This is a genomic window from Desulfovibrio piger (assembly GCF_900116045.1).
In the GTDB taxonomy this organism is placed as follows: domain Bacteria; phylum Desulfobacterota; class Desulfovibrionia; order Desulfovibrionales; family Desulfovibrionaceae; genus Desulfovibrio; species Desulfovibrio piger_A.
In genome coordinates this window covers 332,254-351,513 of record NZ_LT630450.1, presented here as the reverse complement: position 1 = coordinate 351,513, position 19,260 = coordinate 332,254, and the positions used below count along the sequence as shown (strand labels likewise).

The 19,260-nt window shown below is 65.8% G+C and carries 17 protein-coding genes and 1 tRNA gene; 5 read left to right on the top strand and 13 right to left on the bottom strand.

From position 1 onward, the window contains the following. Window positions 1-229: 229 nt before the first annotated feature. The 12 genes from DESPIGER_RS01765 to DESPIGER_RS01710 all read right to left on the bottom strand — a co-directional run bounded on the left by DESPIGER_RS01765 (window position 230) and on the right by DESPIGER_RS01710 (window position 13,680). Complete coding sequence (locus DESPIGER_RS01765; RefSeq protein ID WP_231927604.1) at window positions 230-1,897, bottom strand: sigma-54 interaction domain-containing protein; 1,668 nt, start codon at window positions 1,895-1,897, stop codon at window positions 230-232. Window positions 1,898-2,188: 291 nt separating this feature from the next. Then, window positions 2,189-2,265: transfer RNA gene (locus DESPIGER_RS01760), tRNA-Arg, on the bottom strand. 68 nt (window positions 2,266-2,333) lie between these two features. Further along, window positions 2,334-2,603 (bottom strand): 30S ribosomal protein S20, encoded by a 270-nt coding sequence (rpsT, locus tag DESPIGER_RS01755; RefSeq protein ID WP_006004646.1) that lies wholly within the window; start codon window positions 2,601-2,603, stop codon window positions 2,334-2,336. Between the two features lie 144 nt (window positions 2,604-2,747). Then, on the bottom strand, window positions 2,748-4,838 hold the full coding sequence (gene glyS, locus DESPIGER_RS01750) for a glycine--tRNA ligase subunit beta (RefSeq protein ID WP_072332264.1): 2,091 nt from the start codon (window positions 4,836-4,838) through the stop codon (window positions 2,748-2,750). A 3-nt stretch (window positions 4,839-4,841) separates the two neighbouring features. After that, on the bottom strand, window positions 4,842-5,720 hold the full coding sequence (gene glyQ / locus DESPIGER_RS01745; protein ID WP_072332261.1) for a glycine--tRNA ligase subunit alpha: 879 nt from the start codon (window positions 5,718-5,720) through the stop codon (window positions 4,842-4,844). Between the two features lie 115 nt (window positions 5,721-5,835). Continuing rightward, window positions 5,836-6,588: a DNA repair protein RecO gene (gene recO / locus DESPIGER_RS01740; RefSeq protein ID WP_072332258.1), complete on the bottom strand. Its 753-nt coding sequence runs from the start codon at window positions 6,586-6,588 to the stop codon at window positions 5,836-5,838. After that, window positions 6,588-7,595 carry a helix-turn-helix domain-containing protein gene (locus DESPIGER_RS01735; protein WP_072332255.1) on the bottom strand — a complete coding sequence of 336 codons (1,008 nt, stop codon included), beginning with the start codon at window positions 7,593-7,595 and terminating at the stop codon, window positions 6,588-6,590. The genes recO and DESPIGER_RS01735 overlap by 1 nt, the downstream gene beginning before the upstream one ends. A gap of 75 nt (window positions 7,596-7,670) precedes the next feature. After that, window positions 7,671-8,582: a SurA N-terminal domain-containing protein gene (locus DESPIGER_RS01730; protein WP_231927603.1), complete on the bottom strand. Its 912-nt coding sequence runs from the start codon at window positions 8,580-8,582 to the stop codon at window positions 7,671-7,673. Window positions 8,583-8,690: 108 nt separating this feature from the next. Continuing rightward, window positions 8,691-12,149: a transcription-repair coupling factor gene (gene mfd, locus DESPIGER_RS01725; RefSeq protein ID WP_072332249.1), complete on the bottom strand. Its 3,459-nt coding sequence runs from the start codon at window positions 12,147-12,149 to the stop codon at window positions 8,691-8,693. A 213-nt stretch (window positions 12,150-12,362) separates the two neighbouring features. Further along, window positions 12,363-12,683: an IscA/HesB family protein gene (locus DESPIGER_RS01720; RefSeq protein ID WP_083575245.1), complete on the bottom strand. Its 321-nt coding sequence runs from the start codon at window positions 12,681-12,683 to the stop codon at window positions 12,363-12,365. Between the two features lie 176 nt (window positions 12,684-12,859). After that, the gene (locus DESPIGER_RS01715) at window positions 12,860-13,186 is read right to left on the bottom strand and encodes an IscA/HesB family protein (protein WP_072332246.1); all 327 of its coding nucleotides are present in this window, start codon (window positions 13,184-13,186) and stop codon (window positions 12,860-12,862) included. 167 nt (window positions 13,187-13,353) lie between these two features. Then, window positions 13,354-13,680, bottom strand: coding sequence for an IscA/HesB family protein (locus DESPIGER_RS01710; RefSeq protein WP_072332243.1), 327 nt, complete (start codon window positions 13,678-13,680; stop codon window positions 13,354-13,356). 120 nt (window positions 13,681-13,800) lie between these two features. On the opposite strand from DESPIGER_RS01710, the gene pyrR reads away from it, so the two are divergent. From pyrR to DESPIGER_RS01685, 5 genes are all read left to right on the top strand, one after another. Next, window positions 13,801-14,337 carry a bifunctional pyr operon transcriptional regulator/uracil phosphoribosyltransferase PyrR gene (gene pyrR, locus DESPIGER_RS01705; RefSeq protein ID WP_072332240.1) on the top strand — a complete coding sequence of 179 codons (537 nt, stop codon included), beginning with the start codon at window positions 13,801-13,803 and terminating at the stop codon, window positions 14,335-14,337. Window positions 14,338-14,682: 345 nt separating this feature from the next. Beyond that, complete coding sequence (gene yedE / locus DESPIGER_RS01700) at window positions 14,683-15,777, top strand: YedE family putative selenium transporter (protein WP_072332237.1); 1,095 nt, start codon at window positions 14,683-14,685, stop codon at window positions 15,775-15,777. Beyond that, the gene (locus DESPIGER_RS01695; protein ID WP_072332234.1) at window positions 15,777-15,995 is read left to right on the top strand and encodes a sulfurtransferase TusA family protein; all 219 of its coding nucleotides are present in this window, start codon (window positions 15,777-15,779) and stop codon (window positions 15,993-15,995) included. Before yedE ends, DESPIGER_RS01695 begins: the two co-directional genes overlap by 1 nt. A gap of 47 nt (window positions 15,996-16,042) precedes the next feature. Continuing rightward, complete coding sequence (locus tag DESPIGER_RS01690; RefSeq protein WP_156831601.1) at window positions 16,043-16,639, top strand: DUF3343 domain-containing protein; 597 nt, start codon at window positions 16,043-16,045, stop codon at window positions 16,637-16,639. Beyond that, window positions 16,627-17,532, top strand: a complete 906-nt coding sequence (locus DESPIGER_RS01685; RefSeq protein ID WP_072332231.1) for an NAD(P)H-hydrate dehydratase — start codon at window positions 16,627-16,629, stop codon at window positions 17,530-17,532. The genes DESPIGER_RS01690 and DESPIGER_RS01685 overlap by 13 nt, the downstream gene beginning before the upstream one ends. 218 nt (window positions 17,533-17,750) lie before the next feature. Here the strand turns inward: DESPIGER_RS01685 and DESPIGER_RS01680 are convergent, their stop codons facing one another. Further along, a complete protein-coding gene (locus tag DESPIGER_RS01680; RefSeq protein ID WP_072332228.1) occupies window positions 17,751-19,259 on the bottom strand; it encodes a tripartite tricarboxylate transporter permease in 1,509 nt (502 codons plus the stop codon). Window position 19,260 lies beyond the last annotated feature (1 nt).

Genomic DNA, 19,260 nt, shown 5'->3' with positions numbered 1-19,260 from the left:
CGGCGTCAGCGGCCGGCGCCCCCCCCAGCGGTCATTTTTTCCACGGGCAGGCACAACGCCCGGCATTTTCCGCTCAAGCATACCGGAGCGCGGGGAAGGCACGAAGCGCTCCTATGCATAAGGCCCGCCGGAGTTTTTTCCAGCGGGCCTTTTTTATGCCGTTCCGTCAAGGGATCTGCGGCCATCAGCCATGTTGTGCGGCCGCATCCTGCCAGAGAAGATCCCCGCATCAATGCTGGCGGAATTCCTTGTAACTGATGCCGTGCTTCTTCATGCGCAGGGCCATGACACGCTCCGTGAGCCCCAGGGCCTGGGCCGCATGGCCCACATGTCCTTTGTGTCGGGCAAGGGCATCCGTGATGCAGGCCCGTTCCAGCTCGTCGAGGCGATCCTGAAGGCTGCCCGGCGCGGCATGGGGATCCGCTGCCGCCTTGTGCGCGGCCGCCCCGAACGGACAGTGCGTGCTGTGCAGTTCACGCGGCAGGTGCTGGGGCAGGATCAGGCCCTCCGGGCCGACCAGGAGCACCGCCCGCTCCATGACGTTTTCCAGCTCGCGGATGTTGCCGGGCCAGGCATAGCGCTGCAGCATGTCCATGACGGCCAGCGAGATGCGGATGCCTGTGCGCCCGTTGGCCGCAGCATATTTGTCCGCAAAGTAGGCGGCCAGCGGCTGGATGTCGTTCTGCCGCTCGCGCAGGGGCGGCATGTGGATGGGAAAAACGTTCAGGCGGTAATACAGGTCGCGGCGGAAGGTGCCCTCCTCCACCATGCGGGACAGATCCCGGTTGGTGGCCGTGATGATGCGCACGTCCACGGTGAGGCTCTCTGTCCCGCCCAGACGCTCGAAGCAGCGCTCCTGCAGGACGCGGAGCAGCTTGGCCTGCGTCAGGAGGGAAAGTTCCCCGACCTCATCAAGAAAGAGCGTCCCGCCGTCCGCCAGTTCGAACCGCCCCTTGCGCATGCCCGAAGCACCGGTGAAGGCCCCTTTCTCATGGCCGAACAATTCGCTTTCGATGAGATTTTCCGGCAGGGCCGCACAGTTCAGCGAAATGAACGGGCCCTTGTTCCGCTTGCCGGCGGAATGGATGGCATGGGCGGCCAGCTCCTTGCCCGTACCGCTCTCACCGTACAGCAGCACCGTCGTGGTGGAAGGCGCCACCTGTGAGATCTGTTCGTAAACAAGGCGCATGGCATCGGAATTGCCGACAAAACCATGCGGACGCAGCGGTGCGGACAGGGCGTTGCGCAGGCGCATGTTCTCTTCGATGGCCGCCACGCGCTCGTCCATGACGTTCTGCCGCGCCCTGGCCACATGCGCGATCATGGATGCGATGATGGTCAGGATGTGTTCATCCTCTTCCAGCGTCACGGCATCCGCGAAGACCCGGTCCACGGAAAGGGCGCCCAGGACCTCGTCCTCGAATTTGATGGGCACACAGATGAAGGCGATGGTATCTTTCTGCAGGTCACGGGAGCGGGTGCGGTTCAAAAAGATGGGACTGGCCGAGACATTGGACACGACCATGGGCTGGCCGCTCTGGATGACGCGCCCCGTGACGCCCTCGCCCAGGGCATAGTGGCCCCGCCGCTGTTCGGCTGGATTCAGACCGTGCGCCACCTCGATGCGTATCTCGCCGGTATGGGGGGACACGAGGGTGATCATGCCCCGCATCATGTGCAGATGTTTCGCCATCAGGGAGAGCGCCGCCTCCAGGCTGTGGCCGATGTCCCGGGAATGGTCGATGACCTGGGAAAGATCGAACAGCAGACGCAGACCGCTGTCCGTTTCGCGCACGCGCTGCCGGTGCGGCGGCGGCACGGGCGCAGCACAGGGAACAGTCCCTTCCCGGTCGGGGGCGTCAGGATCCGTCAGCGGCGTCTCATGGTGTCGTTTCATGGGCAAATCCTTCCCTTTCCGGTTGTCTGCGGGCATGCTGGCCCTTTTCCACGGTCCTCTGGGGGCGGCATCCGGCGCCGCAGGCCGGTGAGCGGCACCGATGCCTGCCGGGGCCCGCGGCCCTCCTGCCACCCGGCGCGGACCCGCAGGACATGCGCAAGGAGCCCGCTGTCCCGTGGACGGCGCGGCAGCACGGACAGGTCCCGACGGATGCCGGCCATGCCAAAGATCCGCAACAGGAGCAATGCAAAAAAGCGGCCGACCATAACAGCCGACCGCTTGTCTTTGTGGTGGTGCGCCCGAAGAGATTCGAACTCCTGGCCTACAGGTTCGTAGCCTGTTGCTCTATCCAGCTGAGCTACGAGCGCATGTTTGAAATATTACGTTACCCGGCCGTGCCCGTCAAGGACAAATAACGGCGACCGGTGCAGCCGTGCTACTGGGCGTCGATGGCGTTGACGGCGCGGGACAGGCGGGACAGCTTGCGGGCGGCCTTCTTCCAGTGCATGGCGCCCTTGCCGGCAGCCTTGGCCAGCACGGAAGCGGCAACAGTCAGAGCGCTGCTGGCCTGTTCCTTGTCGTTGCCGGTGATGGCGGCGCGCACAGCCTTGACGGCGTTCTTCACGCGGGTACGGGCAGCGCGGTTGCGGGCGGCGTGTTTCAGGCTCTGCTTATGACGCTTGATGGCAGACTTATGGTTAGCCACGGTATTCCTCCGATATTTTGGCCTGCAATGCAGGTATAGTGCCTTCGTGTGAAGACGGATTCTTAGCAGAGCATGGCGTATCTGTCAAGCTCTGCGGCCATATTGGCGCATTTTCATGCAAGGGGCGGTGCCCCTTGCCACATTTTAGATCTGCAGGGCGGCAAAATCCGCCAGCCGAGCAAACCGGGTGCCCAGGGCATTGAGCATGGCCAGGCGGTTGGCGCGCAGCGCCGCATCATCGCACATGACCATGACGCCGTCGAAGAAGGCATCCACCACGGGACGGACTTCCAGCAGCGTCTCGAGGGCGGCGGCATGGTCGCCGGCCTCCCACAGGCTGTCCAGACGCGGCAGCAGATCATCCAGCGTGGCGGCCAGGGCCTTTTCGGCATCTTCCTGCAGCAGGTCAGCCTGCCAGGCAGCGGCAAGCTGTTCAGCCGCGCCCTGCTTGCGGACGATGTTGGCCACACGCTTGAAGGTCTGCACGGCCTCGGCATAGCCGGCTTCCCTGCTGAACCGGGCAAGGGCGGCCAGACGGGCCCCGCACTGGCAGACATCAGCCACACCGGCGCCCAGGGCGGCATCCACCAGCAGGCTGTCTTCGCCACGGTTCTGCCAGTAATTGCGCACACGGCCCGCAAAGAAGTCCAGCAGCTTGTCCAAGGCTTCCTGCGGCGCCAGCTTCCACGGGCGGTCACCATAGAGCTCGTGTGCACGGGCGAACAGCTGACGGATGTCGAAGTGCAGGTCGAACTCCAGGGCGATGCGGATGATGCCCAGCGCACAGCGACGCAGGGCATTGGGGTCGGCGGCGCCGGTGGGGATCATGCCCAGGCCGAAGCAGCCCACCAGGGTGTCGGCCTTGTCGGCCATGGACAGCAGGGCACCGCACAGGCTGGCGGGCACGGGGCTGTCGGGACCGGCGGGCAGATACTGTTCGCGCAGGGCCTGGGCCACCACCGGGCTCTCGCCCTTGCGCCCGGCGTAGATGCCGCCCATGATGCCCTGCAGGGTGTCGAATTCGCCCACCATGCCGGTCACCAGGTCGGCCTTGGACAGACGCCCGGCGCGGGCGGCGTCTTCGGCGCTCACCTGGCCCCGGGCCACGTTGCCGGCCAGCCAGCGGCACAGGGCCTCCAGACGGCGGGTCTTCTCGCCCATGGTGCCCAGACGGCCGATGAAGATGACGTGATCCAGCTTTTCCAGCCAGTGGTCGAAATTGTCGCGCAGGTCGGCATGCCAGAAGAAGCGGGCATCTTCCAGGCGGGCACGCAGCACGCGTTCCCAGCCGTGCTTGACCAGGCTCATGTCCTCGGGGGAGATGTTGAGCACGGTCAGGAAGTGCGGCATGAGGCTGCCGTCGGCGGCCTCGATACCGAAGCTTTTCTGATGGCTTTCCATGCTGGTGAGCAGCACTTCGCGGGGGACTTCCAGATAGGACGGATCAAAGTCGGCCAGCAGGGGCACGGGATGCTCGGTCAGGCCCTGCACCTCGTCCAGCAGGCCGTCACGCCACAGCACCTTGCCGCCGATGGCGGCAGCCTGGGCGTCCCCGCCTTCCACGATGATCTTGCGGCGGTCGGCGGCATCGGGCGTCAGGCCGCCCTTTTCCTCCAGGACGGCCAGCAGGTCGTCGGCATGGGCCACGCTGAAGGGGCCATGACCGTGGATGCGGTGGCCCATGGTCTCGCGACCGGAAGCCACGGGCCCCACGGTGAAGGGCACCACGGCATCATCCAGCAGGGCCACGATCCAGCGCAGCGGGCGGGCATAGGCCAGGGTATTGCTGCCCCAGCGCATACGCTTGCCGAACGGCAGGGAGGTGATGACGGCGGGGCAGATCCCGGCCAGCAGGTCCGCCACGGCAGCGCCGCCGATGCGCTTGCGCACGGCCACATATTCGCCCTTTTCGGTGGTGATGCGGTACACATCGTCCACGCTCACGCCGTTGGTGCGGGCAAAGCCTTCCAGGGCTTTGGTGGGCGTGCCGTCAGCGGCAAAGGCCACACGCACCGGCGGGCCGGCCACTTCTTCCTCGCGCTCCTGCTGCACGGGGTTCACGTCCTCGATGATGACGATGGCACGACGCGGCGTGCTCATGGTACGCAGGGCGCCGTGTTCCACACTGGCTTCCTGCAGGGCCGCGGTGAAACGGGCGGCCAGTTCGGCTTCTTCGCCGGCCAAAAAACGGGCAGGCAGTTCTTCGCTGCCAATTTCAAGCACAAAGGTCGCCATGCCTTACCTCGCCTCGGTGTTGAGCATCGGATACCCCAGCTCTTCACGCTGGGCCACATACAGTTTGGCCACGCCTGCAGCCAGAGCGCGCACACGGCCGATATATCCGGCACGCTCCGTGATGGAGATGGCGCCGCGCGCATCCAGCAGGTTGAAGGTGTGGGAACACTTGAGGCAGTAGTCGTAGGCGGGCCAGGGCAGGTTCTGCTCCAGCATGGCCTTGCACTGGCCCTCAAAATCGTTGAAATGGCGCAGCAGCATCTCGGGGTTGCTGACCTCGAAATTGTGCTTGGACTGCTCCACTTCGTTCTGGTGATAGATGTGGCCGTAGGTCACGTTCTTGTTCCACTTCAGGTCATAGACGGATTCCACGCCCTGCAGGTACATGGTCAGACGTTCCAGACCATAGGTCAGTTCCACGCTGACGGGATGCAGGTCGATGCCGCCCACCTGCTGGAAGTAGGTGAACTGGCTCACCTCCATGCCGTTGAGCCACACTTCCCAGCCCAGGCCCCAGGCGCCCAGGGTGGGCGATTCCCAGTCATCTTCCACAAAGCGTATATCGTGCCGGGCAGGATCGATGCCCAGGGCGTTCAGGCTTTCCAGGTACAGTTCCTGCACATTGGCAGGGGAAGGCTTCATGATGACCTGGAACTGGAAATAGCGCTGCAGGCGGTTGGGATTTTCCCCGTAGCGGCCGTCAGTGGGACGACGGCTGGGTTCCACATAGGCCACGCTCCAGGGTTCGGGGCCCAGCACGCGCAGGAAGGTGTTGGGGTTGAACGTCCCCGCCCCGCACTCCACGCCTGAAGGCTGTTCCACGACACAGCCCTGCTCCGCCCAGTAGCGTTGCAGGGTAAGGATGACATCCTGAAAATACATGTGCAGTCCTTTTTTAACACATTTCGGCACGACGCGACGCTCGCGTCAGCTCCGGCGCCGCCAGTCCGACGCGTCCCCTTTTCCGTCTTTTGTCCCGCAGGCAGGACGGGCAGACTCAAACCCGGCGAAAATAGTTCCCCTCCCAGGCCAGCCCCAGATGATACTGGACAAAGCCGTCGATGGCCCGGGCGCAGGCCCGCCGCACAGGTGGCGGCAGCTCGCCGTCCGGCCACCCGGACGGGAAACTTTGCTGTACATGGCGCAGAAGGTCAAGCCCCTGCGCGGGGACCTCCACACCATAACGCTCCAGCTCGAAACGGCTGCTGCGGCAGGACGAGCAGCGCAGCTGGCCTTCATCGACCACGAAGAGCGCATCACCGCCGATGGACCGGCCGCACCGGCCGCACTGGCCCAGGTTGGGGGCAAAGCCCAGGGCCCCGGCCAGACGCAGGCGGAAATACAGGGGCAAAAGCACGGGCGGGGCCTTTTCCGCCTCCAGGACCGCGCGCAGATCCTCCACCAGCAGGAAGGCCTCCTCCGCGGCGTCCTCCCCCACGCCCATGGCTTCCACAAAGCGCAGGCAGTTGGCCGCCAGCCCCATGCGCCGCCAGTTGCGGCGCAGCAGGCGCGGTCCCTGCAGCAGGGCGGCTTCCTCAAGGTTGAGGAAACGGCCGTCCTTTGAAGAGCGCACACGGCACTGCAGGCTGTTCAGCACATCCAGGCAGCCGCAAAAGCGTCGCCTGCTGCGGCTGCCGCCAAAGGCGAACAGCGTCAGCAGGCCATGTTCACGGCACAGCAGCCTGAGCCAGAGGTCCGACTCGCGAAAGGCCCCCATGCGCAGCACGAGGGCCTGGTCGGTCCATTCCATCAGTTGGCGGCGGGCGGGAAGACCAGGGTCTTCACCTGACCGGCCTGACCGGGGGCGGGCAGCTCCGTCCCGTCATACGAGACCTGAACGCCGCCGGCGTTGCCCAGCTTGACTTCCAGGGCCTTGCTGAACTCCAGGGTGATGATGTCGCCCTTGTGCACCGAGAACTGGCGCACTTCGCCATCCACCGTGGCCCGCATCCAGCACTCGCCGGTGCCTGTCACCACCACACGGTGCATGCCCGCAGGCAGGGACGGATCCTGGGCCGCCGCATCCTGGACCGTGGCGGCATTGGCCGTCTGGCCCCAGGTCAGTTCCGCGGGCCGGGTATCCATCATGCCCGTATACACGGGCGCGGCACTGCGCTCGGGTTGCGCGGGAGCGGGCACGACGGGAGCGGCGCTCCCCGCAGGAGCCGCCGCGCCGCCAGCTCCCCGGGGGGCAGGGACGGCCTGTCCGGCGGCCGGAGCGGAGGCTGCCGGTGCCGCAGGTGTCGCGGCGGAAGGCGCCGGGGCCACCGGTTCAGGCACCGGGGCCACGGCCGCGGGCTCCGCGGTCGGCAGGCTTTGTTCCTTGCCGCCGGTCAGGTCCTTGAACACGCCCCGCTGCCACAGCATCCAGCCGCCACCGGCCAGCGCCACCAGCAGGATGAGCAGGATGAAGACGCGCAGCCAGCCGGCGATGCCATGCCGGGCGCCATGACGCAAAATGGCGGGATTGCCGCGCAGGCCCTCGTCGCCCCCCATGACGGTGCATTCCGTCACCGCCGCGGGATGCAAGGCATGCAGCACTTCGGCCACGCCCTCGGAATCCAGCGCCATATACGCGGCATAGGCCCGCAAAAAGCCCTTGGTATAGGCGGGATGGGGCAAGGCGGAAAGATCCCCGCTCTCCAGGGCCTGGATGAGCCGCGTGCTGATCTTCAGGTGCGCGGCCACATCATCAAGGCTCAGGCCGCGGCGTTCGCGTTCCGCGCACAGCGCCGCGCCCAGTTCTTCAAAAGTCATGCAAACCTCGATACGGGGAAAGCGGGTATCTGCCGGCCGGGTCTCCCCGTCTGGTTCCGGCCGGAAGCCTGTGTCCTACAGACGGATATCGATGACGGCCCTGTTGCGCAGCTGCTGGGAATACTCGTCAAAGCGTTCCATGGCCTTGGGCTGGCGCAGGATGTTGTCGATGACGGGCCGGGCTTCCTCGAAGGTCATGGGACGGCCGGGGCCGGTCTGCCCGGGACGGAACAGATGCACCTGGGCCTTGTGCCCCTGCACGGTGAAGATCTCGGTCACATCGCCGGGCTTCATCTTGTTCAGGCGGCCCTCCCACTCGGGATTGAGGCGTCCCCATTCCACCGGGCCCATGTCGCCGCCCTTCTCGCGATTGGGGGCGATGGAATACTTGCGGGCGGCCTCTTCGAACGAGAGGGACCCTGAAGCGATCTGCGCCGCGATGCTCCTGGCATTGACATTGGGATTGTAGACGATCAGGCCCATATGCAGGCCGTTGCGGTCATACAGGGTGTCCTTGTGCTTTTCGTAGTAGGCGCGGATCTCGTCATCGGTCACCACCACGCGGCGGCCCACTTCGGCCCCCATGACGCGCTGGCGCAGCATGTTGGTCTTCAGGGTCTTGCGCAGCTCATCCACGCTCATGCCCTGCTTTTTCAGTTCGGCTTCGAACTGGGCGCGGTTCAGGCGGCGCATCTTCATCATCTTGGTCAGTTCCTGGTCGATCTCGCTGTCGGAGGCCGTGATGCTCAGACGCTTGGCCTCCTGTTCCAGCAGGATGTCCATGATCATGGAATCCAGCACCTTGCGGAAGACCACATTGACCTTGTCGGCCTGCTTGGGGTCATTGGGATTGAGACGGGCACGCCCCAGTTCGGGCAGCGCGGCCTTCTGCAGGTCGAACATGGTGATGACCTGGCCGTTGACCACCGCGGCAATTTTGTTGAGCTGGGCAGCCTGGGCCGTGCAGGCCAGGCAGAGCCATGCCATCAGGATCAGAAGGGCAGATTTTTTCAAGGCAAATTCTCCCGTTATGCGCATAGGCTGTAGTAGCAGCCGAAAATAGCCAATATTTCCCGCTTTGGCAATCGCCGCGGCCTAGGCCGGGCCGCCCTGGGCCTCCGGTACGCGGATGCCTTCCAGGGCCTGGCGCAGCCCCCGCAGCCCCTGGGCAAAATCCTTGTCCGGCGGCAGGGGCAGCATGAGCGCCGCCGGGGGCAGCATCCGGGCCCCCTTCATGGAAGCCACCAGCTGCAGGATGCGCTCCGGCTGCACGGCGGTCTGCCCGTCGCCCCACACCAGCCGGACATGATCCAGATAGATGTCCGCACGCCGGACCTGCAGCCGGCTCAGGAATTGCTTGAAATCGAGCACGGCGATGAAATTGGCCAGCTCCTGCGGGAAACTGCCGAAACGGTCGCGCATGGAAAGGGCCACTTCCTCACGGGCCGCACCGCTGGTGGCCGACGTGAGCGCCTTGTAGCAGCGCAGGCGCTCCCGGCCGTCCTCGATGTAGGACTGGGGGATGTGGGCAGGCAGGCCGAGATTGAGCTCCGTCTCCACATCCTGGGTGACGGGCGTGCCCTTGAGGCGGGCCACGGCCTCTTCCAGCATCTCCAGGTACAGGTCGAGCCCCACCCGGCCCATATGGCCGGACTGCACCTCGCCCAGGATGTTGCCCGCGCCGCGCAGGCGCAAGTCTTCCATGGCCACCTGGAAACCGGCGCCCAGGTAGTCCATGTCCATGATGATGCGCAGCCGCTCCCCGGCCACCTCGCTCAGGTGTTCGGTATCGGGCACCACGAAGAAGGCGTAGGCCTGACGGTCGCTGCGGCCCACCCGGCCCCGCAGCTGATAGAGCTGGCCAAGGCCGAACAGCTGGGCCTGATCCACCACCAGGGTATTGGCACGGGGAAAATCCAGCCCCGACTCGACGATGGCCGTACAGACCAGCACATCCAGCTCGCCGTGCCAGAACTTGTGCATGTTGCTTTCCAGCTCGCTTTCCGACATCTGGCCGTGCGCCATGCCCACCCGGGCGGCGGGCACCAGCTTGCGCACATACTCGGCCACGCGCTCCAGGCCCTGCACCCGGTTGTAGACCCAGAAGACCTGGCCTTCCCGGGCCAGCTCGCGTTCCAGGACCGTGCGCAGGGTGGCGTCGTCACGCCGCAGCACGGCCGTGGCCACAGGCTTGCGGTCCTGCGGGGCGGTCTCGATGACGGAAAGGTCGCGGATGCCGGACATGGAGAGCTGCAGGGTGCGCGGGATGGGCGTGGCCGTCAGGGTCAGCACGTCCACATTCTTTTTCAGGGCCTTGAGCTTTTCCTTGTGCCGCACGCCGAAGCGCTGCTCCTCATCCAGGATGAGCAGGGAAAGATTGGGCAGGGAGACATCCGACGACAGCAGGCGGTGCGTGCCCAGCAGGATGTCGATCTGCCCCTCGGCCGCTGCCTTGAGGACTTCCTTTTGCCGGGCGCGGGGCACGAAGCGGCTCAGCAGGCCCACCGTGACAGGAAAACCGGCCAGACGGGCCCGGAAGGTCTGGTAATGCTGCTCGGCCAGCACCGTGGTGGGGCACAGCAGGGCCACCTGGCGTCCCTCGCTGGCCGCACGGAAAGCCGCCCGCAGGGCCACTTCGGTCTTGCCGAAGCCCACGTCGCCGCAGACCAGGCGGTCCATGGGCTCGGGCTTGTCCATGTCGGCCAGCACGTCCTCGATGGCCCGTGCCTGGTCCGGGGTCTCCTCAAAGCCGAAGGTCGCTTCGAATTCATGGTACAGCTCGCCCGGCGGATCGTAGCGGAACCCCTTGGCCACCTTGCGGTAGGCGTACATCTCCACCAGATCGGCCGCGATCTTTTCGATGGCCTTGCGGACCTTTTCCTTGCCGGAACTCCAGCTGGCGCCGCCCAGGCGGTCCAGTGGCGGTTCCGCGCCCTCGCCGCCCTTGAAACGCTGGATGAGCCCCAGACGGTCCACCGGCACATAGAGCCTGTCCTGCCCGGAGTACTCCACCAGCAGGAAGTCATTGCCCTGTCCTCCCTGCACCAGGTGGTGCAGACCGGCGAAACGGCCGATGCCGTAATCCCGGTGGACGAGCAGATCCCCGGCCTTGAGGTCGTCGAAGCTGTCCAGCCCCTTGAAGGCACGCGAGGAGACACGGGCCTTTTTTTCCGCACGCGGATAGAGGATGTCCTCGCCCAGCACGAGCACATCATCCCAGACCAGCTCCGCACCGGAACGCCAGGGGGAGACCAGGGCGAACAGTCCGCGCTGCTCCGGCGCATAGCGCAAGGCAGGCGTGATGCCTTCCTGCTCGGCCAGCTTGAGGAATTTGGCCCGGCTGCGCTGCGAGGAAAAGCTCAGCACCACCTGGCGGCGCCGGTTCTGCCATTCCTTCAGACCGGCAGCCAGATGCTGCCACGGCCGGTCGGCCGCCCCGGGAATGGGGAAAAGATCCGTGAAGGCATGGAGCGGGCGCTCCTGCACGTCGTCACCCGTGGCATCCACGCCCATGACCAGAGGCTCCAGATAGAAATGGCGGGCCCCTGCCCAGGGCAGCTCCTGCAGGCTGCCGCACAGGCACAGGGCGGACGGCTGCGGCAAGGGCGCATCGTCCTCTTCCAGCTGGTCGCGCAGCTGCATGGCCGTCCCGTGAAGGGCGGCGTCACAGTCAGCCTGTCCGGGCAGGAACCAGAGCGGATCCTCCGGCAGCCAGTCGGCTATGGTGCTGGCCTTTTCGTGCACCACGCCCGGCAGCAGGCCCAGACCGCCGGCATCCAGGGTCTTCTTGAAGGTATAGCAGTCGTTCTCGCTGATGCGCGCCCCGGCGAACAGGGCATCCATGCGTCCGCGGGCCGCGGCCAGGCCCTGCGCGTCCAGCACGAAAGGCAGGGCCGGCAGCAGGGTCATCTCGCCCAGGCCCTGCAGGGAGCGCTGGCTCTCGGCATCGAACAGGCGCAGCTCTTCCAGCGTGTCGCCGAAAAATTCCATGCGTACAGGACGCGGATAGCCGGCCGGGAAGATGTCGAAGATGTCGCCGCGCCGGGCCATCTGCCCCGGCCGGGTGACCAGGGGGACACGCTCGTAGCCCCATTCCACGGCCTGATCGAGGATCAGTTCCGGGGGGTAGTCGCTGCCCCGTGCCAGGTCGAGCGTATGCCCGGCAAAAAAGTCGCGCGGCACATGGCGCAGCAGCAGCGCTTCCGTGCTCAGGATGAGGCAGCGGGGCCCGCCCTGGGCAAGGCTGTACAGGGCCGCCAGCCGTCGTGCCCAGGAATCCCGGTCACGGCGCAGCAGAAGGCCGGCGGGGAGCGCGGCAAAGGGCAGTTGCCAGGCGGGGACATCAGGGGCCATGTCCGCCAGGGAAAGCGAGGGGGAGAAAAGGGTCAGCAGTGCGCGCGCCGCCGTGTACTCCTCACGGTCGCGCACCAGGATGACGCTGCTGCGTCCCCGGGCCAGCGCGGCGCAGGCAAGACGGCAACAGGACGCCATGCCGCTGCGCTGCCAGTGTCGGGCCTCGGCCGGCCCTGAAAGCAGGGAAAGGATATCTGCCATGACTGTCCGCCGGAAAAAGCAAAAACGACGCCACCAACGACGCCGAATCCTGGGAGTGGGTTCAAAAAAGGCGGCCCGAAGGCCGCCTTGCGGGATCTTTCATCTATGCTGTCGGGGGCCATGCTTCAAGCTACCCGGGGGGATGCGTGCACGCGCATCCCGGGCGGAGTGGGAACATTTCCCCGCACGGACAGCCGACGGATCACGATCCGCCTAGTGACTGCCGCAGCTGCTGCCGCAACTGCCGCAGCTGCTGCCGGAAGAGGCCAGCGGCACCTCGGGATCCACGGTGAATCCCATGTAGGTCATATCAATCGCGACGCCCTTGATCTGCGCCACCAGTTCGGTGGCCATGCAGAAGGTGAAACCGTCAACTTCCTCGGTGCTGTCCTGTGCGTTAGGCTCATCCAGAGCCAGGGCGAGACGCGGGCCGCTTCAGCCGCCGGGGGCAAGAAACACGCGGATGGACTGGCGTTCCTTGTCCGCGAAGTAGGCTTCCAGCTCTTTACGAGCGTTTTCAGACAGAGTGATCATTCCTATTCCTCTCTGGGCCGTATCCGCGGAACATCCTGCCCGTCAGGAAACGGGACCGGTGCCCGGGGGCACCCGACCCTCTCCGCCGGTAACGGCAGTTGATGGAAACAGAAGACGGGACCTTCTGTTATGACAAAACCGGCCGGGCCGTGACAGCCGGCCCCACCGGTCAGGGACTACTGATGACTGCCGCAGCTGCCGCAGCAACCGCCGCAGGAACTGCCGCCCGACGAAGGCAGGGGCACTTCGGGGGTCACGGTGAAGCCCAGATAGCTCAAGTCTATGCTGATGCCCTTCACCTGTTGCAGCAATTCGTTGTTGATGCAGAACGCGAAGCCGTCCTGTTCGAACCGGGCGTCCTCGTCACCGGGTTCGTCCAGAGCCAGGACGAGCCGGGGGCCGGAGCAGCCGCCGGGAGCGAGATACACACGGATGGTCTGGCGTTCCTTGTCCGCAAAATAGGCTTCCAGCTCCTTGCGGGCATTCTCGGACAAAACGATCATTCCTTCTCCTTGACGATGCCGCGTCCCGGCCTTCCCGTAATCCCGCAGGGGAAGAGGCGCTGTTTCGGGGCAGCGCCCGACGCCGGTGCGGCAGCTGTTGGCGCAGGAGGTGACAGGTATCGTCAGAGCAGGGATGACACGGGAAGGACAGCGCCTTCCCTCAGAGGCTACTGATGACTGCCGCAGCCGCCGCAGCAGCCGCCGCAGGCACTGCCGCCCGACGAAGGCAGGGGCACCTCGGGGGTCACCAGAAAGCCAAGGTAGTTGGCATCGATACTGACGCTTTTCACCTGCTGCAAAAGTTCATTGTTGATGCAGAAGGCAAAACCGCCCTGTTCGATCCGGGTATCGTTCTCACCGGCTTCGTCCAGCGCCAAGGCAAGGCGCGGGCCGGAGCAGCCGCCGGGGGCAAGGTAGATGCGGACGGTCGCTTTTTCCCTGTCGGCAAAAAAACCTTCCAGTTCCTTCCGGGCGGCATCGGTCAACGTGAGCATGGCACTACCTCCAGTGTTGCCCGTAACATGTAAGGTCAGCCCCAAAGATTGTCAATCGCTCGCGGGGCTTTTCTCCGCCGGTAAAAAGGCGTATGGAAAGACATCACTTCTGGAGGAATTATGCCCACGACATTGCTGCTGGACAAAGAGGAAATGACCCGTATTCTGGAACGTCTTGCCTGCGAAGTGCTGGACCGGCACGGGCAGTGCGAGCGCGTCATGCTGGTGGGCATCGAACGCCGCGGCGCCGACCTGGCCCGCCGCCTGGGCGCCCTGATGCAGCAAAAGCTGCAGCGCCCCCTGCCCCTGGGCACGCTGGACATCAACCTGTACCGTGACGACTGGACGAGCCTGGAGGGCAAGCCCCACATCGGCCAGTCGCGCATCACCGCCCCCGTGGACAACGCGGAGATCATCCTTATAGATGATGTGCTGTTCAGCGGCCGTACCATCCGCGCCGCCCTGGAAGCCCTGCTGGATTACGGCCGCCCCCGCAAGGTGGAGCTGCTGGTGCTCGTGGACCGCGGCCACCGCGAACTGCCCATCCAGGCCGACTACATCGGCCGCAGCGTGGACACCCGCCCGCAGGAGCAGGTGGACGTGCTGCTGGAAGAACGGGACGGACGGGACGAAGTCCTGCTGACCGCCAAAAACTGACCTTCAGGGGCATCCGCCGGATGCCCCTTTTTTCATGCCGGCCCCGCTCCCGCCCTGCCCGCCTGTCCCCTTTTTTCCCGAAAGCACTTGACCCGTCCCTGTTCTTTTCCTAGGCTGCTCTTATCCATCCCGACCTGTCTGACCCAAGGAGAAACGGCCATGCCCATGCACCATACCTGACGCAGCGCCACCGGCTTCACGGTGTGGAGCGCAGCGGGGTGGTCGCGCCGACGGCATGTCCTGATTCCTTGACCTTCGCCATATCCCGGTCCCCCATCCCCTAGGTCCGTCACGGACCTGCGCGCATCTTTCAACTTTTGCCGCATCCCGTCTCTGGGGGGTCGCATGAAAAACAGCTTCAATTTCTTCTCGTCCACCACGGGCATCGTGGTCACGGGCCTTCTCCTGGGCCTGATAGCCGTCTTTTTGCAGTTCTCCGGCAACCCCGGCAACATGGGCATCTGCGTGGTCTGCTTCAACCGCGACATCGCGGGGGCCGTGGGCTTGCACCGCGCGCCCATCGTCCAGTACCTGCGCCCCGAGATCATGGGCATGGTGCTGGGCTCCCTGGCCGCCGCCCTCTGCTTCGGCGAATACCGCGCCCGCGGCGGCTCCGCCCCGGCCGTCCGCTTCCTGCTGGGCGTCATCGCGGCCATCGGTGCCCTGGTCTTCCTGGGCTGCCCCTGGCGCGTCATCATGCGCCTGGCCGGCGGCGACGCCAATGCCCTGTTCGGTCTGGCCGGCCTGGTGGTCGGCATCGGTCTGGGCACGGTCTTCTTCCGCATGGGTTTCTCCCTGGGCCGCAGCCAGAGCCAGAGCAAGGCCTCCGGCCTGATCCTGCCCGGCATCATGCTCGCCCTGGTCGCCGTCTATCTGTTCAACCCGCCCGTGGCAGGACAGGCCCAGAGCGGCGTCCTCTTCTACTCCCTCAAGGGCCCCGGCTCCATGCACGCCCCCTTCCTGCTCTCGCTCGGCGCCGGCCTGCTGGTGGGTTTTCTGGCCCAGCGCAGCCGCTTCTGCACCATGGGCGCCGTGCGTGACGTCCTGCTGTTCAACCAGTGGCATCTGGCCCTGGGCTTCCTGGCCATGCTGGCCGCCGCGCTGGTGGCCAATCTGGCCATCGGCGGCTTCCATCCCGGCTTCGAGGGCCAGCCCGTGGCCCATACCGACGGCCTGTGGAACTTCCTGGGCATGGTGACGGCCGGACTGGCCTTTGCCCTGGCCGGCGGCTGCCCCGGCCGCCAGCTCTTCATGGCCGGTGAAGGCGACAACGACGCGGCCGTGTTCGTGGTCGGCCTCATCGTGGGCGCGGCCTGCGCCCATAACTTCGGCATGGCGTCCAGCACGGCGGGCATCGGCCCCCACGGCATGCTGGGGGCCCTGGGCGGCCTGGCCGTCTGCCTGCTCATCGGTTTCTTCAATTGCAAGCGAGGTGCGTAATGGCGACCCTGATCGACACCTGCGGGCTCTCCTGCCCCCAGCCCGTCCTGATGTTCCTGACCGCTGCCAAAAAGCAGCCCGAAGGCCCCTTTTCCGTGCTGGTGGACAATGACGCCAGCCGCGAGAACGTGACCCGCGCAGCCCGCAACAGCGGCTTCAGCGTGGCGGAAAATGAAGAGAACGGCATCTGGCGGCTGGAGATCAGCCGTCAGGCCTGACAATATCCATGCAGGGGCGGCTCCGGCCGCCCCTTTTCAGGAAACCCATGACCCCGAAGCATTCCCTTTTTTCCTCTCTCGGCCGTCGTCTGGGCGGCCTGTTCAAAAAAGAGACCACCCCCGAGGCAGGCCCCCGCGCCCTTTCCGACCGGGGGCTGCTGGCCTTTTCCCATACGGGCGACGTAATCCGGGCCGAACGCCTGCTGCGGCAGCAGGGCTTCGACGTGGAGGTCAAGGGCCCGCCCCCGCAGATGCGCACCGGCTGTGACATGGTGGTGGTCTTTCCGCTCATCCGGCAGGCCGCGGTGCTGGCCGGGCTGAAAGCGGCCGGGCTGGAGCCGGAACAGGTGGTCAGCGCCCATGACGTGCTGCTGGAGCCCGTGTCCCTGTTCCAGACCAGCCGCCTGGAGCACTGGCTCATGGTACGCGCGGCCAACATGAAGATCACGGTGGACTGCCGTGACCGGCGCATCGTCAACATCTCCGGCGGCGGCTGCCCGGACGTGCCCTGGCTGGCCCACTGCCTGTGCGGCAAAACCCTGGATACGGCCCCCGAACCGCTGAGCCTGGGGCAGACCCTGTGCTGCTACAGCCTGCAAAAAGCCTTTGAGGAGATACGGAGACAGCTCGCATGTGGATCATAGCCGGAACCATCCCCGATCCTGATTTTGCCCTGCTGGCGCCGGAGCGGGAAAGCGCTGCCCCGCGGGCCGCCAGCCTGTCGGAAGCGGGCCTGCACCTGCCCGACGGCCGTGCCGTGCCTGTGGAACGGGGCACCGCGGCCCTGGCCGCCACGGCCCTGCAGACCTGTGCAGCCCTGGGCTGTCCGCCCCCCGCCCTGCTGCTGGCCGGGGATACCGGCTCCGGTTCCGGCAGCCGCCAGCTCTACGCCTGGCTGGAAAAGGCCCTGCCCGGCCTGGCCCCGCGCGGCCTGACCTTCCATTATCTCTTTCCCGATGTGGACTGGCACAACCGCCTGCTGCTGGCTGTCCGGGAGCTGGAGAACGCTCCCCTGATGGTGGCCGATGCGGGTTTCATGTATGTGGCCAAGATGAGCGGCTATGCCGACGCCTACGAACTGTTCACCCCGGACGTGGGCGAGCTGGCCTTCCTGGCGGATGAAAAGGCGCCCCACCCCTTCTATACGCGCGGCTTCCTGCTGGCCGAGGAGCAGAACATCCCCGTGCTGCTGGCCCGGGCACAGGCGCACGGCAACTGCCCGGCCAATCTGATCATCAAGGGCAAGGCCGACCACATCATCCACGAAGGCCGCCTCTACGCCGTGGTGGACAGCCCCTCGGTCCCGGCCATGGAATGCATCGGCGGCACCGGCGACATCGTGACCGGCCTCGTCACCGGTCTGCTGTGCGCCGGTCTGCCCACCGCCACGGCCGCCCTGGCAGCCGCGCGTCTGGCCCGCCTGCTGGCCGCCCACTGCCGGCCCGATCCGTCCACGCCCGTCAGCCGCCTCATTGCCGCCCTGCCCGAGGTCCTGCCCCATAGCAGGGACGGGTTCCTTGCTCTGGGCCGGGCCTGACCCCTTTTCACAGCAGGCCCGTCTGCAGGGGAAAGCGGTCCCTTGCGGCCGTCTTTTCCCGTATCCGGGCATCGTTTCCCCGCTGCCGCAGCGCAAAAAGGGCGGCGGACGCTCCCGGTCAGGAGTATCCGCCGCCCTTGTCCGCAGACCGTTCCATGCCGGGACCGTCCGAAAACGCCCGGGCCGTGCGGTCATGGCCGTCGAACGTGATCTGGCAGCTAGCTCTCGGCGCTTTCCCGCATGCGACGCTCCATGCGTTCCATGAGCAGGGGCGACAGCACGCCCAGCACGCACAGGGCAATCAGGATCCAGCACAGGGACGTGGAGAAGAGGATGGACGGGTCCCCGTCACTGATGAGCAGCGAGCGGCGCAGGCCGCGTTCGCCGATGGGACCGAGGATCAGGCCCAGCACGATGGCGGCGGCATTGAAATCGAACTTGCGCGCCAGATAGCCGATGACACCGAAGATGAGCATGATGACCACCTCCACCACGTTGTTGTGGATGGCGTAGGAACCGACCACGCACAGCAGGAAGATGGACGGGATGAGGATGGCGTCGGACAGGCGGGAGATCTGGGCAAAGCCCTTGCAGCCCAGCATGCCCACGCCCAGCATGAAGAACTGCACCAGCACGAAACCGGCAAAGAAGGTATAGGTCATGCCGGCATAGGTGGTGAACAGCTCCGGCCCGGGCTGCAGGCCGTGGATGATGAGGCCGCCCATGAGCACGGCGGTCACGGATTCACCGGGGATGCCCAGGGTCAGGGTGGGGATGAGCGAGCCGCCGGTCACGGCATTGTTGGCGGCCTCGGAGCCCGCCACGCCCTCGATGGAGCCCTTGCCGAACTCCTCCTTGTGTTTGGAGAAGCGGCGGGCCTCATTGTAGCCCATGAAGCAGGCGATGGAGGCCCCTGCACCGGGCAGGATGCCCACGATGTTGCCGATGAGCCACGAGCGGATGATGGTGGGGGTGATGCGCCTGTATTCCGCCCTGCTCAGGCCGAAGCGGTCGGTCATGGCCGAGGCCCTGGGCCGCTGGACGATGCGCTTTTCCGCCAGGATGAGCACCTGCGACATGGAGAACAGGCCGATGAGGGCGCAGGTGGTGTTGACGCCGTTGTACAGGGTGGTCTGCCCGAACATGAAACGCGGCACCCCTTCCATGGGGTCCATGCCGATGGTGGAGATGAGCAGGCCGATGCCGCCGGAGATGAGGCCCTTGAGGATGGACTTGGACGACACGCCCGCGATGATGGTCAGGCCGAAGAGCGAGAGCCAGAAATATTCCGGGCTCTTGAACTTCATGGCCAGCTGCGCCAGCAGCGGGGAGAAGAAGTACAGCGAGATGCAGCTCAAAAGACCGCCGCAGAAGGAGGCGAAGCAGGCCGTGAACAGGGCCTTGGCCGCCTTGCCGCGCAGGGTGAGCTGATAGCCTTCGATGGCGGTGGCCGCCGAGGCGGGCGTACCGGGCGTATGGATGAGGATGGCGCTGATGGAGCCGCCGAAGATGGCGCCGCAGTAGATGCCGCCCAGCACGATCAGGCCCGTGGCCGGATCCATGCCGAAGGTGACGGGCAGCAGCAGCGCCACGCCCATGGCGGCGGAAAGGCCGGGCAGGCAGCCGATGGTGATGCCCACGATGGTGGACGCCAGCATGGCCAGCAGATTGATGGGCGTGATGGCATGCAGGAAGCCCGCAGCCATGAGAGCCAGAGTATCCGTCATG